Consider the following 22,707-nt stretch of genomic DNA (forward strand, 5'->3'; position numbering starts at 1 on the left):
ATGGGCAAGAAACGTGACATTAGGGTTATCACCTTGGGACTAATTCGAGATGAGGAGAGAATTTTTGTCTCCGAAGGTTATGACCCTGTAAAACAATCTACATTTTACCGCGCTCTTGGCGGTGGTGTTGATTTTGGCGAAACTAGTTTAGAAGCCTTGAAACGAGAATTTCAAGAAGAAATTCAAGCTGATTTAACTAATATTCGCTACTTAGGTTGTATAGAAAATATATTTGTATATGACGGTCAGCCAGGACATGAAATTATTCAATTATATCAGTGTGATTTTGCCGATTTTAAATTCTATCAACTAGAAAGTCTAGTATTTTCTGAAGGGGAAAATCATCAACATACCGCATTGTGGATGGATATTTCTCGGTTTAAATCTGGTGAACTCACATTAGTACCACAGGAGTTTTTTAACTATCTTTGAGACAAATAAAAAAACTGCCTCAGAAGTATCACACCTCCAAGGCAAGCAAAGCTATCAATTGTGATTCGCTATCTAAAGTTGCTTCACTTCTGAAACCAACTTAGACACCATATCTTTTGCACTACCAAAAAGCATTGTGGTTTTATCTTTGTAGAACAACTCATTATCTACACCAGCAAAACCTGCACTCATCCCGCGCTTAATTACAATGGTGTGTTTTGCCTTATCTACCTCTAAAATCGGCATACCGTAAATAGGGCTATTAACATCACTACGCGCCGCCGGATTTACTACATCATTTGCGCCAATGACTAAAGCTACATCTGCTTGTTCAAACTGAGGGTTAATATCTTCCATGTCATACAACTGGGTGTACGCCACATTTGCCTCAGCTAACAAAACATTCATGTGTCCCGGCATTCTGCCCGCAACAGGGTGAATGGCATACTTAACATCAACACCCATACGCTCTAATTGGTCTGCCAATTCTCTCACACTGTGTTGTGCTTGGGCTACAGCCATCCCATAACCGGGAACAATCACCACAGAACGAGCATAACCCAACATCATCGCCCCTTCTTCGGGATCAATACTGTGGACGGTGTGATCTGTTGTACCAGCCGCCGCACCACCAACCGCACCAGAACCTCCCGAACCAAACGCGCTAAACAGTACGCTGAAAAGGGAACGGTTCATGGCTTTACACATGATTTCCGTGAGGATGATACCAGAAGCCCCCACCAACGCGCCAGCGATGATTAACATATTATTCATCACCACAAAACCCGCCGCCGCCGCCGCGATACCTGATAAGGAGTTTAGCAGGGAGATCACAACGGGCATATCGCCACCACCAATGGGGATGACGAACATCACACCTAAAACTAGGGATACGGCTACGACACCTAAGAACACAGGCAAGCTATCGGGTGTGATGATTAAGTAGGCACTACCCGCAACATAAGCACCCAATAACAACAGGTTGAATGGTTGCTGTAGGGGGAATGTAATTGGTGAACCGCTTATTAATCCTTGCAGTTTAGCGAAGGCGAGAAAACTACCTGTAAAGGTGACACCGCCGATTAACACATCCAATAACATGGAAATGTTGACATCTAAAGGAACAGGCGCGCCAGTATCCAAAAACCGCCAAAATTCAGCCACCGCGACTAATGCGGAAGCTGCACCACCTAAACCATTGAGTAAACCCACCATTTGGGGCATTTCTGTCATTTGGACTTTGTAAGCTGCGATCGCACCAATTGCCGAACCAATCGCCAAGCCTAACAAAATCATCTCATAGTTCAATACGTGCTGGTCGAGCATTGTAGCGACAATCGCCAGCAGCATTCCCACCGCCGCAATCACATTACCATTGCGTGCAGTAGCAGGAGAACCGAGTTTTTTCAAACCCAGAATGAATAAAGACGCAGCGACTAAGTACGTCAGCTGAATCCCAGTTGGTAAAAAGTCGCTCACGCTTTAACCTCCTTTTTCTTAAACATTTGCAACATTCTGTCAGTCACCAGGAAACCACCAACGACGTTGACTGTCGCTAATATCACCGCAATTAAACCGAGAATTACCGATAAATTGGTGTTTCTTTCTCCGGCTGCTACTATCGCCCCAATTACAGCAATCCCCGAAATCGCATTTGAACCTGACATCAGGGGAGTGTGTAGCGTCGGTGGGATTTTATTGATAACTTCAAAACCGATGAAAGATGACAATACAAATACAAACAAAGCCGCAATTAATGCCTCTGTCATTGAAATCTCCTTATTTTTTAGGGGTATAAGGGTGTAGGGGTGTAGGAGGGGGATTTTAATCCAATGCCCCATGCCCAATGCCCCATGCCCTTTACCTCAACACAGCATCTTGTAGCGCATCTTTAACGCGTTGATTGCGAATTTCTCCAGCGTGGGTGATGCAGGCTGCATCAATGATGTCGTCAGCAAAATCTACATTTAATGCTTTGTCTTTAATCAAGAGTTGCAACAAAGATGTCAAGTTCTTGGCATAGAGTTGGCTGGCGTGGACTGGCATGGATGAAGGGAGATTAATCGGCCCGATAATAGTGACACCATTCCAGACAATATCTCTACCAGGATCAGTACAAGCGCAGTTTCCACCTTGTTCGGCAGCTAAATCGACAATCACTGAACCAGGTTTCATCTGTGCCACCATTTCCGCAGTCACTAACAGTGGTGCTTTTTTCCCTGGAACTTGGGCAGTAGTAATTACTACATCCGCATTTTTGATATGCTCAGTGACAACTTCTTGGGTACGTTGTCTGCTAGCTTCTGAGATTTCCTTGGCGTAACCACCGGCGGCGGTTGTTTCTTCTTCTAGCTGCACTTCTACAAATTTCGCGCCTAAACTCTGCACTTCCTCTTTGACAGCCGGACGAATATCAAAGGCTTCTACCACTGCACCCAAACGTCTAGCAGTGGCGATCGCTTGCAATCCTGCTACCCCAGCCCCCATAATAAACACTTTGGCTGGGGCAATTGTGCCTGCGGCTGTTGTCAGCATCGGGAAATATTTCGGTAAGGCGGCGGCGGCGATTAACACTGATTTATAACCCGCCAAGGAAGCTTGAGAAGATAAAGCATCCATACTTTGCGCCCTAGTGGTGCGCGGAATTAATTCCATACTCAAAGCCGTTACCCGCCGATTAGCTAACTGCTGTGCCACGACTGGGTTTCCTAACGGATTTAGAAAGCTAATCAATACTGCCCCTTCGTGCATGAAGTCAACTTCTGCACGCCCGTCTTCTCGTGTTTGGGGAGGGCTAACTTTCAATAAAATATCGGCTTCGCCCCATAATTGCTCAGGATGTTCAATAATTTTAGCTCCTGCGGCTGCATAGGCTGCATCACTAAAAAATGATCTTTCCCCTGCGCCTGCTTCTACCCAAACTTCCAAACCTTGCTTAACTAATCGCCCAACGGTATCAGGATTTAATGCTACACGCCGTTCACAAACTTCTATTTCTTTAGCAACTGCTATTTTCATGAAATCTCCTAGAGATAAATACCTAATCTCTGCACAAACTTTAACTGTTGCAATTAACTATGGATTTAACTCATAGCTACTGCCTTCAACTATAAGTTGTGGCTTTTTTGTTAGGATTAAAACCTTAACTTCCCTTTATTTCCTACCTTTATGCCAGATTAAGTTCAACTTTAATGCTGACAAATCTTAACCTTTACTGATAGATACCAATTGCTTTACTTAGTGCAAATCTTAGTTTTAATCTGCGGTTTTATCGCGATGTCTTTAGTTTTTTTTAGGGATCTGAAAGGAAAAATTCTTGTTTTGATGACATCTCGCAATCTGCAACAAAACTTTAATTATTGATTTTGGTATTTTGGCAATAGTTTTCAATGATTATTAATTAATATGTGAGTCTATTTTGATCAACTTATCCCAAGTTAACAGGCGATCGCTAATTACATCGCTCAATTTTTATAACAAAAACCCTAAATTAAGATACACTTATACATATTTAGCAACACAATCAAATCTCTACAGTATTGATATGGAGTTAAAACTTAGATTCCAGAAATATAGAGATAAAAGCAGAATATGCGTATTTAACAATGGGATTTGCTGCTAAATGACCAATTATTAGTGGATGTTACAATACCCATAGATAAATATACTGACTAGATTGAGTCACAAAGCCGAAATATCAGAAACATCTTTTGCCTTCTTTCCTGTCTTATCTCTAGTCCGATGTCCGCAAAAGGCACTTTCATCACTAAGTTACGTCTTTTTTGGGCAAAGCAATAGTAAAGTTTAGTTACGAAAACCCCAATTACACATCATTCTCTGGTGGAGGAGTTGAAATTATGCGCCGTTTACTTTCCGTTTTAGCTTTGACTGGCTGTGTACTTACTAGCTTACCAACTATGGTATTGGCACAAGGTCAAGGATTTGTACTTTTTAGCGGCGTTAAGCGGGAAAACCAGCTACCCTTCCGTTTAGATTTTGGCGGACAGACAAATAGTATAGATAGATACATACTGAGAATTCCCGCCCAAAACATGAAACTAGCAGCAGCACAATTTGCTGTTACTTATCCTAGCTACTACAAAGGTAGTTTTGATACTAAAAAAATTGAAGTCAGAGTTAGAGGGAAGAAAGTCCCCCTTTCAGAAGTCAAATGGAATAAAGAAACCGGTTTAATTGAGATTTTCCCTGAAGAACCAGTACCAGCAGGTAGCAGAGTCGAGTTAGTATTTTCCAACGTCCGTAACCCAGTCTTTGGCGGCACATACTATTTCAAATGTCAGATCCTCTCCCCAGGAGATGTCCCATTACTGCGCTACATCGGTTCTTGGATTTTGACAATTAGTTAATTAGTCATTAGTCAATAGTCAATAGTCAACAGTCAACAGTCAGTAGAGGCGGGTTTTCGTAGATATTCACGTTAATAAACAGATATTTTGTTTAAGCCTACCCGTACAAATGCACCATATTCCATCTCTAAACTAATGACTAATGACTAATGACTATGATATATTTTTAGATTGTGACTTTTTATAAAAATCACCTACGAGGAGAATAGTATGCAAAGAACTCTGGGCGGAACTAACCGCAAGAGAAAAAGGACTTCCGGCTTTCGTGCCAGAATGCGAACCCCTGATGGTAGAAACGTCATCAGAGCTAGAAGAAGAAGAGGACGGCATCGTTTGACCGTTTAGGGTATTTTAAGCTGTGGCCTTGCCGAAAGCACATCGATTAAAATCCCGTCAAGATTTTCAGGCAGTTTTCCGAGAAGGAATGCGGCGATACAGTTCTCATTTAACTTTGAGAGCTTTAAAACCGTCATCTGCCAAAGAATCTTCTTTGGCTACTGCCCCTAAAAACTCTATAGGGACTGAATGTCAGCATCTCACCAGTACGAAAATAGGCATTTCAGTTAGCACAAAAGTTAGTAAAAAAGCAGTGGTGCGTAACCGCATCAAGCGTCAAATTACAGCAGCATTGCAACAACTATTGCCGAAAATAGCACCAGGGTGGAAATTGGTGTTAATTGTCAAACCAACAGCAGCAGGAGATGAGTGCGGAAGCCAACAATTTCTGCAAGAATTAGAGCAGTTGTTGGCAAAAGCCGAGGTATTAAATGGGCATTCGTGAAGAAGTTTATTATGAAGGCGGCCCCCACATTGGGGATTTAATTTTAAATATCCTGATTGGCTTTACTGTGGTTGGTATACCACTTACAGTTGGTGCAATAGTGAGAGCCTTGTGGTTACGTTACCGCATCACCGACCGCAGAATATCTGTCATGGGTGGCTGGATGGGACGCGATCGCTCTGACGTAATTTACTCAGAAATTGTCAAAATTGTCAAAATTCCCCGTGGAGTCGGTATTTGGGGAGATATGGTAGTCACCTTAAGAAATGGTAGTCGTTTAGAAATGCGGGCGATCCCTAATTTTCGTGAAGTTTACGACTACATCAACGAAAGAATTGCTGCCAAAAATCCTCAATACACACCCCAATAGAGAACAGGGCATAGGGAACAGTCAACACTCAACAGTCAATCAAGTTCTTAATTTTGAATTTTGAATTTTGAATTTTGAATTGATTCCTCCCTACTCCCTACTCTCCCTTTTTTAGATAAATTAGATTCAGATCAATTTACAGTAACTCAGGTTGAATTCAGAATAATGGATTTTGGTATCGGGTTTCTCTCAAACAACGTCATGCTGCCAATCATAGACTTGTTCTATAGTATTGTGCCTAGCTATGGATTGGCGATCGTTGCCTTGACATTGATAATCCGCTTCGCGCTCTACCCCCTGAGTGCTGGTTCAATTCGCAGTATGCGGCGGATGCGAATTGTACAACCTCTGATGCAAAAGCGGATGGCGGAAGTTAAAGAACGTTACAAGGACGACCCGCAAAAGCAGCAGGAAGAAATGATGAACGTGCAGAAGGAATTTGGCAACCCCTTAGCAGGGTGTTTGCCACTCTTACTGCAAATGCCAGTCCTGTTAGCCCTATTTGCTACTTTGAGGGGTTCACCATTTGCGGGAGTTAACTATTCTGTTAACCTGCAAATCCTCCCCACCGAACAAATCGAACGGATTCAACCCCAAGCCTTTGCGACTCCTCCTCAGAACATTTATGTGGCTGATGGAGAACACGTCAAAGTTACAGCGATTCTCCCTAGTGGTAACAAGTTAACAGTAGGGGAAAACACCAAGATTCAATACCAAACCCTTGAAGGTAAGCCATTCCCCGCATTGCTGGCAGAACACCCAGACACCAAGTTAATCCCCGAATGGAAAATTACCAAAGGGGAAGACAGAATCAAAATCGATGCAGAGGGCAACATAGAAGCTCTACAGCCAGGCGATGTCACCATTCAAGGGACAATTCCTGGTTTAGCAGCAGATAAAGGCTTCCTGTTCATTGATGCCTTGGGTAGAGTCGGAGCAATTGACCCAGACGGAACAGTCCACTGGGATATTGTAGCGATGATTATTTTCTTTGGTATTAGTCTCTACGTCAGCCAAATGCTTTCCGGGCAGAACTCTAGTGGTGGCAATCCCCAACAGGATACAGTTAACAAAGTCACCCCTGTAATTTTCTCTGGGATGTTCTTGTTCTTCCCCTTGCCAGCAGGGGTTTTGATGTACATGGTGATTGGAAATATCTTCCAAACCCTGCAAACTTACATCCTCTCTCGTGAACCCTTACCAGAGGAACTACAAAAAATCGTAGACACCCAAGAAAAACAAGCGGTGGCGGCACAAAAGACCCTACCTTTTGAGCCAAAAAGTTCCAAGAAAAAGACCACAGGTTAATAGATGAGCAATATTCCCATGCAGCGAGGTCAGCAGTGGTTAAAATCACTGCTGGAACTCACGGGGATATCAACAGAGATTCGAGGTAGTGTAGAAACGCCTCATTCTCTAGAAGAAGATTCCCCAGCCATAGATAGCTACTGGTTGAAAATTGATGAAACCAACCTTACCCCAGAGCAAATAGGCGTTTTAATTGGTGCTGATGGTTCGGTGTTGGATGCAATTCAATATTTGGCTAATTCCACGCTGAACATCAACCAATCAGAAGCCGGACAAGCTTCTTACACTGTAGAATTGAATGGCTATCGAGTTAAAAGACAAGCTGAAATTCAAGCAATAGCGGAAGCCGTAGCTGTACAAGTCCGTTCCACAGGTCAAGAAGTGGAAATTAGATCCCTCAGTTCTGCGGAAAGACGCTTTGTCCACACCTTGTTTCAAGAATTAACTGATATAGAAACCTTTAGTCGTGGCAAAGAACCCCATCGGCATTTAGTTGTTCGTCCTGTGGGCTTTGAACCCTAAACAGTTTAAGCAGTACAGAATATTCTTGCTAAGAGCTAGACTATATATGGATTATCAGCAGAATTGCTGATGATCAACATAAATTTTCGTGATGATGTTTCACCAATCCTATGGACGCAATTTTTATTCCGCAGCTAACTAAAGCACCGGAGCGTACAGAGGAAATTCAAGTTAAAGAATTTCTGCCTGGGCTAGATACGTTAACACCAGTTCGCGGTCGCGTCCGCGTGCAGCATCATGGTAATTACTTAGAGGTATCAGCACAGGTAGAAACTATTGTTACTTGTACCTGTAATCGTTGCTTACAACAATACAATCACCGTTTAGTGGTGAATGCCCAAGAAGTGATTTGGTTAGATGAAGCCGTAAATCAAGAACAGAACTTGCCTTTAGAAAGGGAAGTGGCGATGGAAGATTTAGTGGAAACTCTATCACCCAATGGTTATTTCCATCCCAGTGAATGGTTGTATGAGCAGATGTGCTTAGAATTGCCCCAACGTCAGTTATGTGATTTAAACTGTCCAGGGATTCTCAATTCGGCTGGTGAGAGTGTAGACAAACCCGTTGATAGTCGTTGGGCTAGGTTAGAGGCTTTGAAGAAGCAACTACCAGGATAAGTACAAAAAACAGGGGCGTAATACCAATTCACAATTCGCAATTCGCAATTCGCAATTGATAAATCCTGACTTGACAGGGGTTTCTGGGTTTGGATCTGTATCAGAATTTTAGTGAATTGGTATAAGTGATACCAGACCACGATTAGGTTTAGAATGCTACGCTCGGCTGTGTATCCACCTCCTGAACACTAAGACTTGGCAGATAATTATTCAACTTCATGAAAAATTAGTAATTCGTAATTACTAATTTTTAACATTCTTAATATTTTGTATTTTAATTTAATAAAGTTTGGATGGCTGATCTGTAAAGGTCAGCGATCGCCCTCTCAGTAAAGGGTTTTCTTCATAATAGTGGGCTTAATTTTTAGTTAAATTCTCTGAAAGAATAATAAAAATGTATTTTAGTATACAGAACTAATGTTGTAATTAAAACACTATGAATGCAATTTATTCATGAATAAATCACTTGCAGTAGATTTCGGCTGCTTCTGTTCTGTGTTCTATCAAATAAATGGAGTGGTGAAGAGCAAAAAATAGATGCAGTTTTAGGGAAAACTAGATCGCTAGATTTGCTGATCAAAACTCTTTGATTTTGATCAGTCTGCTACCATGATCAATCATCGCTTTTCAAGCAGGAAAAATATTGAGCTAATGAATAAGCGTATTCGACCTTGGCAACGCATCATCGTACTGGCGATCGGTTCAATGATCTTGGCAATCTTTGCCCCCACCGTTGTACAAGCAACAGATAGTGCTAATTTACCCTCTAGTGGAGAAAAAATCGAGGCATTGAGATTCTCGATAGACACTATCTGGGTACTAATCACGGGATTCTTAGTATTCTTTATGCAAGCTGGCTTTGCTATGTTGGAAGCTGGTTTTTCTCGACAAAGAGGTGTAGTTAACGCCTTGGTAGAAAACTTTATTGATGCAGCTGTTACTATCTTGGTTTGGTGGGCAATAGGGTTTGGTATTGCCTACGGTACGAGTGTCGGGGGTTTGTTAGGGATAGACACTTTCTTTATGAGCCAAATTCCTAACAGTGATGGTGTTTATCCGATGGGTGTGCCTGGCTCTAAAGCTCTGATCAATAACTATACTTTGTTCTTCTTCCAGTTTGCTTTTGCTGCAACTGCCAGCACTATCACTACTGGTGCGATGTTGGGTAGAACTGACTTCATTGGCAACTTAATCTACAGTGCCGTCATGGGAGCATTTAGTTATCCCATAATCGTCCACTGGGCTTGGAATGTGAATGGCTGGTTATCTAAACTCAGCTATCATGACTTTGCTGGTAGTTCTGTTGTGCATTGCGTGGGAGGTTGGACAGCTTTAATCGGGGCATATTTATTGGGGCCGCGTCCTGGACGTTCAGCGTGGGGATCACCACCACCAGCTCATAACCTGGGTTTAGCAACCTTGGGAACAATGATTTTGTGGTTTGGCTGGTATGGCTTTAACCCTGGTTCAACCCTGGGTACAAGTAACACAGGATTAATTGGCTTAGTGACAGTCAACACCACACTGGCTGGTGGTGCAGGCGCACTCACAGCTATGCTCTATCAGTATATTCGTACTAAAAAATGGCATTTAGAGTATTGCCTGAACGGTGCATTAGGTGGCTTAGTCGCAATTACAGCTGCTTGTGCTTATGTTGCCCCTTGGGCGGCGGTATTGATTGGGTTAACTGCTGGCATTCTGTTAGTGCAAGGTATTGATCTAATTGAGTCACTGCAAATTGATGATCCTGTTTCTGCCTTTTCCGTGCATGGAATTAACGGCATGATGGGAACTCTCGCCGTGGGTTTTTTAGGACAACCTGAACTAACTTTGAACAAAAAAGCAGGCTTATTGTTAGGGGGTGGGATTGAACTATTAGGGATACAACTTTTAGGGGTAGTAGCGATCGCAGTCTTTACAGTTGCTTTTAGCTTTTTGATGTTCGGCACTCTCAAAGCCTTGGGACGCTTACGGGTTAATCCTGAAGGCGATCGCCAGGGAATTGACGTTCATGAACATGGTGCGTCAGTTTGGCCTGATATTTATTCAGTAGAGAAGTTGCCAGAAGAGAAAAAACACTATCCCAAAAGCTCAGATGTTAGCTCTTTTGAGAATGAATAAAGTAATGAAACTAATTCATTGACAAAAGTAAACCAAGAGTAGTAAGGTGTGGCACAAATTGATGATGAATTTCTGTTTTCATATCTGATGAAGATTAACTTGACAAAATCAAGCGATCGCCATATTTAATTGTATTTTTCATGATTAAAGATTGAATGAAGAATACTTGACTGTTGCAGAAAATACATCATAAATTTTTAAGGATATTTGCAAAAATATTTACAAAAGTGTCATTAGTTCCCTAAACTTCTAGATAAATTATTTTGAGTTTTTGATTGACCAGTTAAGAGGTCTGACAAAAAACATCAAAACCACTGATTTGCAGTGAAAGTGTGAGCTGTTTGCTCAATCTGTTTCTAGCTATCAAGGATAGTTTGGAGGGCATTGTTGTAACCCATGTACAAACGTAAATCAAAAATAAAAAATAGGCGATTCTCTACCAGGAATTCCGCCAAAAGCCTGCATTTTAAATCCAAAACCGATTTATTTAGTTTAATCAAGCGACTATCTCCTAGTTGGCAAGCTTGTTTACCCCTAGCTTGTTTAATTGTTTTGGGATGGGGTTATGTTGCCGTTGCTCAAACCCCAGCAGCCGGGCCAACAACAGCAGAATTAAAAGTAGCCCTAGACACTCTTTGGGTAGCGATCGCAGCATTTTTAGTATTCTTCATGAATGCTGGTTTTTGTATGTTAGAAACCGGCTTTTGTCGTCAAAAAAATGCTGTGAACGTCCTCGCCAAAAACTTAATTGTGTTTGCGCTGGCTACCGTTGCTTTTTGGGCAATTGGTTTTGGCTTGATGTTCGGCGATGGTAACGATTTTATCGGGCTAAATGGGTTCTTTTTAGCAGGAGCAGATAACAGTCCCGCCACTGCAAAAGAATATCAAGGTGTATTTAGTGCTTTAAACTGGGCTGGTGTACCTCTAGCTGCTAAATTTTTGTTCCAATTAGTGTTTGCGGGAACAGCCGCCACAATTGTTTCTGGTGCAGTAGCAGAGAGAATCAAGTTTGTTGACTTTTTAATTTTCAGCCTTTTACTGGTAGGTGTTGCCTACCCCATTACTGGACATTGGATTTGGGGTGGCGGTTGGTTATACAAACAAGGTTTCTGGGATTTTGCTGGTTCTACAGTTGTTCACTCAGCCGGTGGTTGGGCAGCTTTAATGGGAGCAGCTTTCCTTGGCCCCCGCATTGGTAAATATCAAGACGGTAAAGTTGTGGCTTTACCCGGCCACAACATGAGTATTGCCACTCTAGGCTGTTTGATTTTGTGGTTGGGTTGGTTTGGTTTTAACCCTGGTTCTGTAATGGCAGCTGATCCCAGTGCCATTACTCACATTGCCTTAACAACCAATATGGCGGGTGCAGTCGGTGGAATTGCTGCGACTATTACTGCTTGGTTGTACTTAGGTAAGCCAGACCTATCAATGATTATCAACGGTATTTTGGCCGGGTTGGTGGGTATTACGGCATCTTGCGCCTATGTCAGTATTCCTAGTTCCTTTGTTATCGGTTTAATTGCTGGAGTTATCGTTGTTTTTGCTGTCACCTTCTTTGATAAACTCGGCATTGATGATCCAGTAGGTGCTACATCCGTTCACCTAGTTTGTGGTGTTTGGGGTACTTTGGCTGTTGGTTTGTGGTCTGTTGGCCCTGGTGTTTATTCCTGGTATGGTGAGGGACTTGGCCCTGCCAAGGGTTTATTCGCTGGTGGTGGCTTTGGACAGTTAGGTGTACAGTTTTTAGGTGCTATTTCCGTCGGTGGGATGACTGTACTTCTTTCCAGTATTTTCTGGATCATTTTGAAGGCTACTTTGGGTATTCGCGTCACCAGAGAAGAAGAACTGGAAGGCTTGGATATTGGCGAACACGGTATGGAAGCTTACAGTGGATTCCTCAAGGAAGCAAGTCCTGGCGGATTTGCAGAAGGTGGTCAACCTGAAGGCTATTCATCCAGTGAAGATTATCCTGGTACGGTATAAAGCAAATTAGAATTACAAGCATTCTAGACCCCCAATTTCAGTACGAAATTGGGGGTTTAAACTTTTTCACTACCAACAGCAATACAATAGAGTGTGGCGTGACGCTGACCATCAATACCCAAAAGACGATTGATGCTGGAATCGTGAAATCCCCCCAGACAAAGACTACCAAGTCCTAACTCTACAGCCATCAGACAGATATTTTCAGCTTGATGACCAGCTTCAAATAAAACAAAACGGTAGCCTCTAGTACCGTACTTATACAGCGATCGCATAAACACACCAGTCAGGATAAATAACGCATTGGCATGAGTAATAAAATCCTGATCTAATAGAGGTGTAATAAAGTCGTGTGGTGTTGACTCGTTCACCCACTGTAAGGTATGACCACGGGGTTCATAGTGGTATAAACCCGCAGCTAAACCAGTAACTTCCTGTATTGATACAAACATTTCGAGGGGATAGAGTCCACCAGCTGAGGGAGCATTTCTGCCCTCATAGGTATAACCCTGTACCTGACGCAGACCATTAATGCCACAGGCTGAATCTAGTAACTGTGCCAGTACAGTCTGTGACATCTGGACATTTTGAAACGCACGCACAGAAAGACGTTTACTTAACAAACTTGCCAGAGGATTATCCCTGGGTACGGGTGGCAATTCTAAAACGGGAGTATCTGCTAGATAACGCATTTCACCAGCAGGCACTGGTTGGGCATAAGCCTCTGGTGGCGGGGAATTCAAATGGTAAAGCAGGGTTAACTCTAGAGGTTCGTTGACTTTGTACATAGCGAAAAGAATTTTAGATGAGGCTTTGTAGGTGCAAAGAATCGTTAGTTGAGCAATTTAATCTAGGGGATGTGGGCAAGGATTTAGGTGATGAGGGCGACTGTAGCCTAAACGTTCTGGAACTGTAAACAAGCGTTGAGTTCCCAAGGGTTCTTGACCATAGCCAAAATATATTGGTACTAATTCACTGGCTAACGTCCGTACTACCCGAAAACCTAGTGGTGCGACATCAGGGGTGGTGACATCTACTAAATAAGCTTCAGCACCAACTTGATGAAGTTTCTGCACCACTGATTGCAACCTTTGTGATTCTGTACAGTCCTTACAAGTGGGTAAATCTGCAATTTCTCGCCTGTAGTTATGGTGGAGGAGAAAATCTAACTCCCCAAGTCTTGCGGTTGTGTAGAAAAAAGCACTGTGGTCTTTTAAATCTTGGATATCTTGATATTGATGGAGATTTGCACCATCTCCCGCCAGCATACGGCTAATATCATGGGGGCGAATTTGACAAACTTCAAAGATAGCTTTGCGAAGGGCTGTGGCACCGTCTAAATCACATCCTAAACCCGTGACTAAAGCCGGACTCTCACCAGAACGGTCAATTGCAAAAGCTGCAATCACCGGTACTTGAATATCTGTAGTCAAATCAAACGCCATTAATTCTACGCCAAATCTGGCATAGTTACGAGCGATCGCAGTTTCTATGCCTGGTTGATGAGTAAAATCAATGCGGGGGACTGGGAGACGATTTAACCAGGTAATCATGAAAGCATCGCGTTCAATCAACTCACACAAACCACGGTAGGCTGCAAACTCTACAGATAAACCACTGGCCATACCGTTAGTTGTGACAGGTAAGATACAATCCCCTAACTGATGACTACAAAAATTGAGATAAACCGAGGCTGCTGGGAGTAAAACCTGCTCCTGGCTATGCAAATTCACAGCATTCACCCAGGAAGTCTGCATTTTTGGGTCAAAAGTCGGAAAAGGAAAATTGGGGTCAGAGTATTGCTGCTGAGAAAACGAGAAAAAAACTTGGGGAGGAATAGCCATATCGGCTAGACTTTCGTAACTACCGACAATTACTTGTCTGCGGTCAACAATGCTACCACAATAACGTTCTAAAGCTTCGCCTACAGCACCGATAATCGCCTGTTCATCAGTCATCCCTTTGCCTACGCCGTAACGTAAATCGTCTGTGGCTTTATAGATGTTAAAGTGCGAGAGTTCCGCTTGCCACAACACAGGCAGTTCAAACTCTGTGTAGGATTTAGTTAATCTGTCTAATTTTTGAATGATACCAGTGTGGGGACTGACTAAATCTCGCCAGTTTGGGCTAGCAACTGTTGCGTTCATGATTTTCAAAATGGGGAATGGGAAGAACAGTGAGGACAGCCAGGCTTTTTGAGAACAACATTGTGAGTCAGTTTGGTGGTGATTAAATCTAGATGGAGTAATTTACCCTGTGTAGCGACTGGTAAACCTAGTAACATCTTCACTGCATCCAGCACTAAGTAACTACCCACCAAGGTGTGACCTATCGGCAAATTTTCCCGCCATTGGGGTTGAGAACGGCGATCGCGGTCTAAGTGTCTTTCTAGTTGTAATTGTGCTTCTGGTAACTTAGCACAAGCAATAGACCGCATCCGATAGCACAGATAACAGGGACTATCGCCGCCGACAACCAAAGGGCCAATAGTACCCTCAATTCCAAAAGCTCCCCCAGGGAGTAATGGACACTGCATATTTAAACAAAGTCGGTTGAGGCGATAGGCTAAATTCACTGGGACTGCATCAGTGGCAACAATAGCTAAATCAACATCATCCAATAAAGCCTTGACTGTGTCATCATCATTTAAAATGTCCGTAACCGTCTCAATGGCGGTAAACCCTCCCATCCCTGCAATCTGTCTAGCTGTTTCCACAGCGCGCAAACTACCAGACTGACTCAATCCCCAATTGGCCATAATCGTGGCATCATAAGCAGATGTAGAAATACTATCGCACAGGCGCAGAAATCCTACACCACAGGCGGCTAGATGGATTGCGGCTACTACACCTGAGCCACCTAACCCAAAAATTGCCACACGAGCATTCGCTAGACGTTCTTGAGCATTTTTTTGCTGAAAACCTAGTTCATGGTACAGGCTAAATTGAGGTAAAAATTGCTCGTGATTATTTAAAGCAAATGTAGTTTCTGAATATTCTTCAACTAAGCGATTCTCCATCAAAAATGTTAAACATTGATTGAGAGAAGCATCCGTAATTTGTTCCCAGACAGCAGCACGTATTTCTCCGACTGTACGTGTTCCGTCTAGTAAAGGAAAAACAATATTCTCTAAATCTTTTAATGCTTGACCATCGACTTTGAGAGTGCGTCGCGTTGTGTTAAATATCATCGTTTCTCGGTCTATTTCAGTCTCGGAAGGCATCACATGAATCAGGAGATGTTCCAGTAAGCGCAACCTTTGATTGTCATGAAATTGCATGGTTGATTCTATCCAAATTTAGCAAAATATCGGGCTTACTAAAATAAACAAAAGCAACAGTTTGAGGTTTGTTAACTAGCTAAAAATTGGTTACATTAATAACCAAAATTCATCTCCACTTCTTCTACATTTGCATCTGGTAGTGAGGCAACACCACAGCCTCCACATTTAACGCAACCGCCGCAGCCACCGCAGCCAAAACAGCGAAAACAACGGAAACAGCGACCACATCGACCGCAGCCACCGCAACCACCACAACCTCCGCAATTACCGATAATAGGAGGCATCACTCCTTGACTAGCTAATTTTTCCCAAGCTGTAATCTCTGCTTCAGACAGCAAAACCTGTTCCAGTTTATCGTCGCTGTCTGCTAAACGCATTTCTATAGTTTTTTCCCGCAATTTTACATCAGTAAACATCATCATTTACTCCTTGTAACCTAAACTCATTTGAACTGTCGGAAAGTCTGAATTCATGACATTGAATAGGGATGATATTAATCTGTTAATATTTTTTTAGCAAAAGGACACTTCAGAAATCACTAATTGCTAGAACCACAGTAATTTCTTTATCTGTCATGATTTTGCTAATCCAATTAACAGAGAGTTCACATCTTGGTATTCAGAGTATTACTAGTCCACAAAAGTCAAATTTGCTTGCTAATTTTAGCAAGTGAATTATGCTGGAGATTTGATTTTCTTCTCATCTCAAATCTTGAGAACTAACTGTTGCTTTTGAAATCAATAAATGACTTTGATTTTTAATGATTTGATTTCTTCAACAATATCAACGATATCTTCTTTTATATGTTTTTATTCTTTCTGAGGTAGTTATTGATTATTTTTAAGGTTATGTCTTCAGAAGTATTTATTTTATTACAGATAATACTAAGGTTGTAGATACATAAATTAAAGAATTTTAGAGTAAAAAATTACATAAACTTCAGCAATAATCAATCAGAGATCAACTTTCATGAAAATGCAAAATCAGAGTTAGGTGGAATGTGTACACTCAAGCTTTATGGCGTTCTCTACCCTTAGTATGGAAAGCTGCACCACAGGAAATTGCTGTCTTAATGGTCGTGATTTTAGTGCAAGGGTTTTTACCTGCTGTTAGTGTTTGGATTACCAAATTAGTCATAGATACGGTAGCAACAGAGTTGTCTTCTGGTAAAGCGTTGGGGTGGGAAATTTTACTACCTTTAGTGGCTGGATGGGTGGGAGCTTTATTAATACAAACACTCCTTGATCCTTGGCGCACTGCACTCCAAGGAAATGTCAATGATAAGTTGACAGCACATCTCAGCTTAATGTTGATGCGTAAAGCGGATACTTTACCTGACCTCAGCCGTTTTGAAGATGCTCAATTTTATGATGAGTTACAGCTGTTGCAAGAACAAGTTAGTTATCAACCTTTGAATTTATTAGAAAATTTAGTGGAGTTGGGTCGGTCACTTGTCACAGTGGTGGTGATGGTGGGGTTATTAATTCCCCTAGCTTTTTGGATTCCTCTCATAATTGCGATCGCTACTGTACCCCAAGTAGTAGTCTCTGCCCAATATGGTAAAGCAATTTGGCTAACTCTATTTGAAAATAGTCCTCAAGCCCGCAGAATGAGGTATTACACATCAGTGATGTTGACTGACACCTACGCTAAGGAAACGCGACTGTTTCAGCTAGGTGAATTTTTTATTGAGCGATATCTGCAAGCATTTGGGTCTTTACACAACTCTATGCGCCATTTACGAGGTCAACAAGCTTTTTGGTCTTCCAGTTTAGCTGTTTTAAGCACCTTGGGAAATGGCTTTGCTTTTTACTGGGTGGTCAAGCAAGCATTTCAAGGGGAATTTAGTCCAGGTAGTGTGTTGTTATTCGTTCAATCTTTAACTTACTTCCAACAAAATTTAGCTGCATTTGTCGGTAATGGGTTGGAACTTTGGGAAAATGTCTTATATATGCAGCAATTCTTTAATTTTCTCGACAGCGCAAGTCCCATGTTATTGACTGTACCTGGAGAGAGAACCCCCAACCCTATACTGACTGGGATTACTTTTGAAAACGTTTATTTTCGCTACCCAGACGCTCAAGCATGGGCTGTGAAAAATATCTCTTTTACTCTACACCCTGGTGAAACAGTGGCGATCGTTGGCGAAAATGGCGCAGGTAAGACTACTATCATCAAGTTACTTACCAGATTATACGACCCAACTCAAGGCAGAATTTTAGTTGATGGGGTAGACCTGAAGCATTTAAATCTACAAGAGTGGCGACAGCAAATAGCCGGGGTTTTTCAAGATTTCGGTCGCTATGCTCTCACCCTGGGAGAAAATATCGCTTTAAGCAATCTCCAAGCCCTAGAAAATCGAGATTTACTGAGGTTTGCTATAGAAAAAGCCGATATCATCCAACTAATCACACAATTTCCCACAGGGGAGGATACACCCTTGGGTAAGCAGTTTAGTGGTACAGAATTATCTGGTGGTCAATGGCAAAAGTTAGCCCTAGCCCGCGCCTTTGTGCGTCAGCAAGCCCAAATCCTCTTGTTAGATGAACCTACAGCCGCACTCGACCCCCGTAGCGAATATGAGCTTTATCAGAGGTTTGTAGAACTAGCCCAAGGTAAAACTACTATTTTAATTACGCATCGACTAGCCTCTGTGCGAATGGCGCAAAGAATCTTAGTCCTTAAAGCCGGTCAATTAATCGAAGATGGGACGCATCAGGAACTTCTAAGCCACAGTGGTGAGTATACAACGTTGTGGAATATGCAGATTCGGCAGTATGGGGAATATTTCAAAATGCCAAATTAACTGCCCAGCACATATCAACTTTTTAACTGCATAATTTTACGCAGATTCCATGTAAAACTTCTCAACACACAATCAATAAATTAGGCGGATATTGCAGCTAGAAATACTGTAGTAAATATTACAGTTTTATTCTAGAAACTTCTCATCAGGCTCACCTTTTTTAGTTATAGGCTTAAGTATTAAGTAATAAAATTTACAAATTAATTGCATAGATTTTATCTATCAATAGTATTATTTTTTTGTTAAAATTTCCCGAAACCTAAATCTCAGTAACCTAGAAAACAAAAATTCATACCAAAAAGTAATCAAATTGTAACTAAGTATACAAGGATATTGCTCTTCAAGGAAAAAAACAAAAAGACGTGATCAAGAAATTTTTCGTGATTGGGTTTATAACCCTACTACTGCTGGCAGTGCCTTTCACGGGTTATGCGTTTGCTCAAACACCAGCAAATACTCCATCTGCGGATACTGGAGATACAGTATTTATGTTGGTATCGTCAGCTTTAGTGCTGTTGATGACACCAGGATTGGCATTTTTCTATGGTGGCTTTGTGCGATCGCGCAATATCCTCAATACATTGATGATGAGTTTTGTATTGATGGCGATTGTGGGAGTTAGCTGGGTGTTATGGGGTTATAGTCTCTCATTTGCACCTGGGTTGCCATTTATTGGCGGTTTAAAATGGTTGGGCTTAAATGGTGTGGGGCTAGAAACAACCAACTATCTACAAGGTTCAGCACCTGTGGATGTAGTTTCTTACGCTCCGACGATTCCCCATCAAGCATACATGATTTATCAAGCCATGTTTGCTATTATCACCCCGGCGTTGATTTCTGGTGCGATCGCCGAACGGATGAGTTTTCGTGCCTACTGTTTGTTTGTTTTGCTGTGGTCAACCTTGATTTACACACCTTTAGCGCATATGGTTTGGGCTAAAGGTGGTTTATTGGGGTTATATGGCGGTTTAGGCGCGCTAGATTTTGCTGGTGGTACAGTTGTGCATATCAGTTCTGGTGTGTCTGCCCTAGTTGCAGCGATTGTCTTAGGGCCACGCAAAACTCACCCCGACCGTCTTAGTCCCCCCCATAATGTCCCATTCATCTTATTGGGTGCGGGCTTGTTGTGGTTTGGTTGGTTTGGCTTTAATGCTGGCAGTGCTTTATCTGTAGCTAGCGGGACTTCTGGTAATCTAGTCACCAACGTTGCTACGACTGCTTTTGTTGCTACTAACACCTCGGCGGCGGCGGGGGCTTTGATGTGGTTGATTTTAGAAGCAACTTTACGGGGTAAACCTACGGCTGTTGGCGCAGCTACAGGGGCAGTTGCCGGTTTAGTGGGAATTACTCCAGCCGCCGGGTTTGTCACACCTTTAGCCTCAATTTTGATTGGTTTCATCACTGCTTTCGTCTGTTTCTATGCAGTCAGTTTCAAACATAAGCTAAATGTTGACGATGCCTTAGATACCTATCCTGTACATGGTGTAGGTGGCACAGTTGGGGCAATTTTAACTGCCTTTTTTGCCACTAAGGAAGTCAACTCTGCCGGTAAAGATGGAGTATTGCGGGGTAATTTTGGAGAATTAGGTGTAGAACTAGCAGCCATTGTGATTGCTTACGTAATTGCAGCTGTGGGGACTTGGCTGATTCTCAAAATTATTGCCGCTACCGTGGGGCTACGAGTCAAAGAAGAAGCCGAATACCAGGGTTTGGATATCAATGAACACGGAGAAGAGGGTTATAACTCCGAGTTTGGCGATCGCATTGTATCCGAATAATTGCTGAAAATAGTGCGATTATCTTACTAGCGATTTAAAATCTGAGTCAAATCATTGGAAGATTTCGCTAGTCGTGTCCACTACTGCAAAAACCTTTCCGGTCTGGGCGTTTTTCTTACTGGCAACCAACGGCATCCTTATGTTGGCGGTCATTCTGCTGATTTGGCGACAGCAGGGATTGACCGCCGTTTCCAGTAATGCCCCTCCTCCAGTTCCAGCCAACCAAAACCCACCCCCAACACCAGAGTTAGGCCCCCGCCATCAACTCACCTATCAACAATGGGTAGATATCCTCAATCAAGAAGCCCAAGTAGCTGCTCAACAGCGTCCATCAAAGTTGAGTGTCTTAGTGGGAGATTCATTGAGTCTGTGGTTTCCTGTGGAATTATTACCGCAAGATAGAAATTGGCTCAATCAAGCAATTTCCGGCGAAACCAGCAATGGATTATTGAAAAGATTAAATTTATTTGACCAGACAAAACCAGAGACGATTTTTGTGATGATTGGGATTAATGACTTGATTCGGGGAGTAGATGATCAAGTCATTTTAGACAATCAACGGCAAATCATCATTTACCTGCGAAAAAGTCATCCCAAAACCAAAATCTTTATCCAATCAATTCTGCCCCACGGAGGAGCAGCAGCCACTTGGGAAGGAAAAGAGAAATTACTAGCGATTCCCAACAGTCGAATTGAAAAGTTAAATCAGCAGTTACGAAGCATCGCCGTGAAAGAAGGTGTGGAATACCTAGATTTATATTCCTTGTTTGCGGATCAAAAAGGTAATATGCGGACTGAATTGACTACTGACGGTTTACATCTCAGTCCCGCAGGTTATCTTGTGTGGCGCACTGCGTTGCAGATTTATCAGCAGGGAGGGGGGACTGGGGATTAGGGACTGGGGATTAGGGACTGGGTATTGGTAAAGGCAAAGCGCAAAAATATCTTTTACTTTCTTTTTACTTTTGCCTTTTTACTTTTTACTTTCTCAATATGCGTCTTGGCGCGAGAGAATCATTAAAGAGGAGATATAAACAAATAAGAGATTATGGATACAAAAGCTTTTAAGCGTTCACTAAATCACTCCGAGAATTACAACCGTAAAGGATTTGGTCATCAGGCTGAAGTCGCTACCCAATTGAAATCTGAGTATCAAAGTAATCTAATTCAAGAAATTCGCGATCGCAATTACACTTTGCAAAGAGGTGATGTCACTATCCGCTTGGCGCAAGCCTTTGGATTTTGCTGGGGTGTAGAACGCGCTGTGGCGATGGCTTACGAAACCCGCAAGCACTTCCCTACAGAACGCATTTGGATTACTAACGAAATTATCCATAACCCTTCTGTTAATCAGCGAATGCAGGAAATGCAAGTTGACTTTATTCCTGTAAATGGTACTCAAAAAGATTTTTCTGTCGTAGGTCAAGAAGATGTGGTGATATTACCTGCTTTTGGGGCTAGTGTCCAAGAAATGCAGCTACTCAACGATAAAGGCTGTAAAATCGTTGATACCACCTGTCCTTGGGTTTCCAAAGTCTGGAACACTGTAGAAAAGCACAAAAAAGGCGATTACACCTCAATTATTCATGGTAAATATAAGCATGAGGAAACTGTTGCTACTAGTTCCTTTGCTGGTAAATATTTAATCGTTCTCAATTTGCAAGAAGCCCAATATGTAGCTGACTACATTTTACATGGGGGCGATCGCCAGGAATTTTTACAAAAGTTTGCTAAAGCCTGTTCCCCAGGTTTTGATCCTGACACAGATTTAGAACGCGTCGGTATCGCCAATCAAACCACCATGCTCAAAGGTGAAACTGAGCAGATTGGTAAACTGTTTGAGCATACCATGATGCAGAAATACAGCCCCGTTGAATTAAATCAACATTTCCAAAGTTTTAATACTATTTGTGACGCTACCCAAGAACGCCAGGATGCGATGTTGGAATTAGTGGAACAAAAATTAGATTTTATGGTGGTAATTGGTGGGTTTAATTCTTCCAATACTACACAATTGCAACAAATTGCCCAACAAAGAGGAATACCTTCATATCATATAGATAGCGTAGGGCGTATTAAGTCTAGAACATCAATTGAACATCGGCAATTAACTGGTGATTTAGTCATTACAGACAACTGGCTACCACATGGGGAAATTGTTGTTGGCATTACTTCTGGAGCTTCTACACCTGATAAGGTTGTCGAAGATATAATTGAGAAGATTTTTGCTCTGAAGGCAACTGTGACGGTTTCTTGAAAGTGCTGAGTAATGAGTGCTGAGTAATGAGTAAGATAAAATTACTCAAAAATTCAGCACTTAGTAAATTATTGTTTGTAGT

21 protein-coding genes are annotated in these 22,707 nt (G+C 42.1%); 14 read left to right on the plus strand and 7 right to left on the minus strand.

Features of this window, described 5'->3' with window-relative positions; genetic code table 11:
- Positions 1–432 carry an NUDIX hydrolase gene (locus ACQFX9_RS00685; protein ID WP_427160258.1) on the plus strand — a complete coding sequence of 144 codons (432 nt, stop codon included), beginning with the start codon at positions 1–3 and terminating at the stop codon, positions 430–432.
- Between the two features lie 72 nt (positions 433–504).
- On the opposite strand, the gene ACQFX9_RS00690 is transcribed toward ACQFX9_RS00685, so the two are convergent.
- The 3 genes from ACQFX9_RS00690 to ACQFX9_RS00700 all read right to left on the minus strand — a co-directional run bounded on the left by ACQFX9_RS00690 (position 505) and on the right by ACQFX9_RS00700 (position 3,450).
- Entirely contained in the window at positions 505–1,911 is a 1,407-nt protein-coding gene (locus ACQFX9_RS00690) for an NAD(P)(+) transhydrogenase (Re/Si-specific) subunit beta (protein ID WP_427160259.1), read from the minus strand.
- The gene (locus ACQFX9_RS00695; protein WP_236141754.1) at positions 1,908–2,201 is read right to left on the minus strand and encodes an NAD(P) transhydrogenase subunit alpha; all 294 of its coding nucleotides are present in this window, start codon (positions 2,199–2,201) and stop codon (positions 1,908–1,910) included. The genes ACQFX9_RS00690 and ACQFX9_RS00695 overlap by 4 nt, the downstream gene beginning before the upstream one ends.
- A 91-nt stretch (positions 2,202–2,292) precedes the next feature.
- A complete protein-coding gene (locus ACQFX9_RS00700; protein WP_103139712.1) occupies positions 2,293–3,450 on the minus strand; it encodes a Re/Si-specific NAD(P)(+) transhydrogenase subunit alpha in 1,158 nt (385 codons plus the stop codon).
- A gap of 839 nt (positions 3,451–4,289) precedes the next feature.
- Here ACQFX9_RS00700 and ACQFX9_RS00705 point away from each other — a divergent pair.
- The 9 genes from ACQFX9_RS00705 to ACQFX9_RS00745 all read left to right on the plus strand — a co-directional run bounded on the left by ACQFX9_RS00705 (position 4,290) and on the right by ACQFX9_RS00745 (position 12,501).
- Positions 4,290–4,799, plus strand: coding sequence for a DUF2808 domain-containing protein (locus ACQFX9_RS00705; protein WP_427160260.1), 510 nt, complete (start codon positions 4,290–4,292; stop codon positions 4,797–4,799).
- 210 nt (positions 4,800–5,009) lie between these two features.
- A complete protein-coding gene (gene rpmH, locus ACQFX9_RS00710) occupies positions 5,010–5,144 on the plus strand; it encodes a 50S ribosomal protein L34 (protein WP_103139710.1) in 135 nt (44 codons plus the stop codon).
- Positions 5,145–5,157: 13 nt separating this feature from the next.
- On the plus strand, positions 5,158–5,580 hold the full coding sequence (gene rnpA / locus ACQFX9_RS00715; protein ID WP_427160261.1) for a ribonuclease P protein component: 423 nt from the start codon (positions 5,158–5,160) through the stop codon (positions 5,578–5,580).
- On the plus strand, positions 5,567–5,950 hold the full coding sequence (locus ACQFX9_RS00720; RefSeq protein WP_427160262.1) for a PH domain-containing protein: 384 nt from the start codon (positions 5,567–5,569) through the stop codon (positions 5,948–5,950). The genes rnpA and ACQFX9_RS00720 overlap by 14 nt, the downstream gene beginning before the upstream one ends.
- A gap of 165 nt (positions 5,951–6,115) precedes the next feature.
- On the plus strand, positions 6,116–7,258 hold the full coding sequence (yidC, locus tag ACQFX9_RS00725; protein WP_236141758.1) for a membrane protein insertase YidC: 1,143 nt from the start codon (positions 6,116–6,118) through the stop codon (positions 7,256–7,258).
- Positions 7,259–7,261: 3 nt separating this feature from the next.
- Positions 7,262–7,780 (plus strand): protein jag, encoded by a 519-nt coding sequence (locus tag ACQFX9_RS00730; protein ID WP_427160263.1) that lies wholly within the window; start codon positions 7,262–7,264, stop codon positions 7,778–7,780.
- Positions 7,781–7,890: 110 nt separating this feature from the next.
- Positions 7,891–8,397: a YceD family protein gene (locus ACQFX9_RS00735; protein ID WP_427160264.1), complete on the plus strand. Its 507-nt coding sequence runs from the start codon at positions 7,891–7,893 to the stop codon at positions 8,395–8,397.
- A gap of 651 nt (positions 8,398–9,048) precedes the next feature.
- Complete coding sequence (locus tag ACQFX9_RS00740) at positions 9,049–10,518, plus strand: ammonium transporter (RefSeq protein ID WP_427160265.1); 1,470 nt, start codon at positions 9,049–9,051, stop codon at positions 10,516–10,518.
- 396 nt (positions 10,519–10,914) lie between these two features.
- On the plus strand, positions 10,915–12,501 hold the full coding sequence (locus ACQFX9_RS00745; RefSeq protein WP_427160266.1) for an ammonium transporter: 1,587 nt from the start codon (positions 10,915–10,917) through the stop codon (positions 12,499–12,501).
- 56 nt (positions 12,502–12,557) lie between these two features.
- On the opposite strand, the gene ACQFX9_RS00750 is transcribed toward ACQFX9_RS00745, so the two are convergent.
- From ACQFX9_RS00750 to ACQFX9_RS00765, 4 genes are all read right to left on the minus strand, one after another.
- Positions 12,558–13,289 carry a SagB/ThcOx family dehydrogenase gene (locus ACQFX9_RS00750; RefSeq protein ID WP_427160267.1) on the minus strand — a complete coding sequence of 244 codons (732 nt, stop codon included), beginning with the start codon at positions 13,287–13,289 and terminating at the stop codon, positions 12,558–12,560.
- 57 nt (positions 13,290–13,346) lie between these two features.
- Positions 13,347–14,648: a YcaO-like family protein gene (locus ACQFX9_RS00755; protein ID WP_427160268.1), complete on the minus strand. Its 1,302-nt coding sequence runs from the start codon at positions 14,646–14,648 to the stop codon at positions 13,347–13,349.
- 5 nt (positions 14,649–14,653) lie between these two features.
- The gene (locus tag ACQFX9_RS00760) at positions 14,654–15,781 is read right to left on the minus strand and encodes a TOMM precursor leader peptide-binding protein (protein WP_427160269.1); all 1,128 of its coding nucleotides are present in this window, start codon (positions 15,779–15,781) and stop codon (positions 14,654–14,656) included.
- Positions 15,782–15,876: 95 nt separating this feature from the next.
- Positions 15,877–16,206, minus strand: a complete 330-nt coding sequence (locus ACQFX9_RS00765; protein WP_427160270.1) for a hypothetical protein — start codon at positions 16,204–16,206, stop codon at positions 15,877–15,879.
- A gap of 578 nt (positions 16,207–16,784) precedes the next feature.
- Here ACQFX9_RS00765 and ACQFX9_RS00770 point away from each other — a divergent pair.
- The 4 genes from ACQFX9_RS00770 (at position 16,785) to ACQFX9_RS00785 (ending at position 22,625) form a co-directional block, all read left to right on the plus strand.
- On the plus strand, positions 16,785–18,590 hold the full coding sequence (locus ACQFX9_RS00770) for an ABC transporter ATP-binding protein (RefSeq protein WP_427160271.1): 1,806 nt from the start codon (positions 16,785–16,787) through the stop codon (positions 18,588–18,590).
- 380 nt (positions 18,591–18,970) lie between these two features.
- A complete protein-coding gene (locus ACQFX9_RS00775) occupies positions 18,971–20,368 on the plus strand; it encodes an ammonium transporter (RefSeq protein ID WP_427160272.1) in 1,398 nt (465 codons plus the stop codon).
- A gap of 73 nt (positions 20,369–20,441) precedes the next feature.
- Positions 20,442–21,263: an SGNH/GDSL hydrolase family protein gene (locus ACQFX9_RS00780; RefSeq protein WP_427160273.1), complete on the plus strand. Its 822-nt coding sequence runs from the start codon at positions 20,442–20,444 to the stop codon at positions 21,261–21,263.
- Positions 21,264–21,416: 153 nt separating this feature from the next.
- The gene (locus ACQFX9_RS00785) at positions 21,417–22,625 is read left to right on the plus strand and encodes a 4-hydroxy-3-methylbut-2-enyl diphosphate reductase (RefSeq protein WP_427160274.1); all 1,209 of its coding nucleotides are present in this window, start codon (positions 21,417–21,419) and stop codon (positions 22,623–22,625) included.
- Positions 22,626–22,707: the final 82 nt, after the last annotated feature.

Source organism: Aliinostoc sp. HNIBRCY26 (assembly GCF_050235535.1).
Lineage (GTDB): Bacteria > Cyanobacteriota > Cyanobacteriia > Cyanobacteriales > Nostocaceae > Trichormus.